The organism is Nonomuraea sp. NPDC004186 (genome assembly GCF_053603495.1).
Genome location: NZ_JBSGFQ010000269.1, coordinates 1 through 2,117, shown reverse-complemented (window position 1 = coordinate 2,117; position 2,117 = coordinate 1). Strand labels below are relative to the sequence as shown.

The 2,117-nt window shown below is 72.6% G+C and carries 2 protein-coding genes and 1 pseudogene; 1 reads left to right on the top strand and 2 read right to left on the bottom strand.

The annotated features are described in order from the left end of the window. Window positions 1-60 precede the first annotated feature (60 nt). Entirely contained in the window at window positions 61-288 is a 228-nt protein-coding gene (locus tag ACWEPL_RS65160) for a hypothetical protein (protein ID WP_452443067.1), read from the top strand. On the opposite strand, the gene ACWEPL_RS65155 is transcribed toward ACWEPL_RS65160, so the two are convergent. Together ACWEPL_RS65155 and ACWEPL_RS65150 are read right to left on the bottom strand one after the other, a co-directional pair. Continuing rightward, window positions 259-1,377, bottom strand: coding sequence for a phosphotransferase (locus ACWEPL_RS65155; protein ID WP_452443065.1), 1,119 nt, complete (start codon window positions 1,375-1,377; stop codon window positions 259-261). The genes ACWEPL_RS65160 and ACWEPL_RS65155 overlap by 30 nt on opposite strands. Before the next feature lie 13 nt (window positions 1,378-1,390). Further along, a pseudogene (locus ACWEPL_RS65150) lies at window positions 1,391-1,975 on the bottom strand (DUF7825 domain-containing protein); the annotation flags it as partial. Window positions 1,976-2,117 lie beyond the last annotated feature (142 nt).

The following is a 2,117-nucleotide window of genomic DNA, read 5'->3' as shown; positions in this document are numbered from 1 at the left end:
TCCGCTGCCTCAAGCGCTACATCGCCCGTGAGCTCTACCGCATCATCACCAAGAACGATCATGATCGCCCCGCTTGACATCAATAGGAGCATCCCCGTACGGGACGGGCTGACCACCGCGATCATCGTCGACCAGCAGCGCAACCCCCGCCTGCGCTCCCGTACCAGGGACGGCCGCTCCGGCACGACCTGCCACACCACGCAGGCGATACCGCGGACGGCCGCCCCCACCGGGACCGCTACACCGCAGACGGTCCTCTCACCGGCGGCGCGGCACGAACGGCGGTAACCCCGCCACATCCACATCCGCGTCCGGCCACCGCCGCCGCAGCGCCTCGCCCACCCGCCACCCCCACCCGGCCAGCCCCAGCAGCACGCCGAACGACTCCGCCACCCGGGCCGCCGCCTCCACCGTCGCCACCAGCTGAACCCGGCTGTCATCACCCGCCGCCCGCCCATCCACCTGCGACAACCGCTGCAACCGCAGCAACACGTAGGAGAAACACGCCGCCGCCAGCCCGAACCCGAACCGCCGATCATCCTCCGCCTCCGGCACCCCCACGGCCAGAGCCCGCCGATACGCCTCCCCCATCCCCCCGTCCACCGACAGCCACGCGGGACCCGGAACGTACAGGCAGACCGCGTCATGCAGCGCATGCGTGAACCCGGCGAACTCGAAATCGATCACCCGAGCGTCCGGCGCCCCCGACGCCCGCACCAGAACGTTGTTCGCCTCCGGATCCCCGTTGCTCAACGCCAGAAAAGGCCCCGGATCCCCCAGTTCCTCCAGCACCACCGCCAGCTCCCGCTCAGCACCACCGGCGACCTCCACTCCCAAGGCCGCGACCTGCAGCCGCCCCTCCTCCCGGAACCCCGCGAACCTCCCCGCGCAGTCCGCCACCCGATCGACCGCCCCCAGAGCCGCCCTGCGCGCGTAATAGACCTCCGCCCGGCCGGCGGTCACGGCGTTGAGCTCACCGCGCACGCGGGCGAAGGCCGCCAGCCGCTCCCCGTGCGCCGCCGCCCCGTCCGCCCGCAGCAGGCCGTCCAGCGCCACCCGCGGCGCCAGATCCTCCAGCACCACCAGCCCCGCCGCCGGATCCGCGGCCACCACCCTCGGCGCCAGCCGCACGCCGAGATCGTCGGACAGGAACCCCAGGGCGGCCACCTCGCCCCTCAGCCGCCACGGCTCCGAACGGTCGGGGCCGGGCGCATGGGGCCGCATCCACTTCACGATCACCGAGCCGTGCGAGCCGCTCAGCTCCGCCCGCGCGACCGCCCAGGGCTCCAGCCGCCGCCACCCGACGACGGTGGCAGGCGACAGCAGCTTCTCGACCTTGCTGACAAGGCTGTTCTCTGTGGGATCGAGGATGACCATCGGCCCGGCGCCTTTACAAAGTAGATTTCTTAGGGAGGGCGACCAGGTGCTGCAGCCGCCGCGCCTCCTGGACCAGCCTGCTCGACCCCTTGCGGGCCGCCACCGCCGCCACATCCGGCAGCTCGGCCCGTACGCCGGCGATCCTGGCCGCCCGAGCCCCAGCCGCCAGCAGGTCGGCCGCGCCCGCGCGGGGCCGTTCGCCCTCCTGGGGCAGCAGCCCGGGCAGGAGCCGCACGACCACCTCCCACACCGCCTCGTGCGCCCCGGCCTGCGTGGCGTCGTCGAGCACCGACACCACCCGGTTGAGCTTGAGGAACCCCTCGGCGACCAGCTTGGTGAGCGTCTCCGCCAGCGCCTGCGCCGGCACCCGGCCGCGGGCGGCCAGCGTCAGGAGGGCGTCGGTGGCCGCGGCGCGGTCGGCGGCGTTCTCGTGGCCCATGCCGCAGGCGAGCGCGTGTGCCACGGCGCTGCCGAGCGGCCCGTCGGCGTGGGCCAGGCCGACCAGCGACTGCGTCTGCGCCTCGCTGGAGTCGATGCAGATCGACATCATCCAGACCATGTGGGCGGCCACGATCTCCGGGTGCGAGGGCATGGCGAGCGGCCACCATTCGAGCGTGAACGCGTAGCCGGCCTCCGGCCGGTAGACACCTGAGTCGGTTTAGGGTACGGGCCGCCACAACACTCGCTAGAGGCTTTTCTCGGCAGCATAGGATCATCCACTTCACCACAATCGGCTCGGC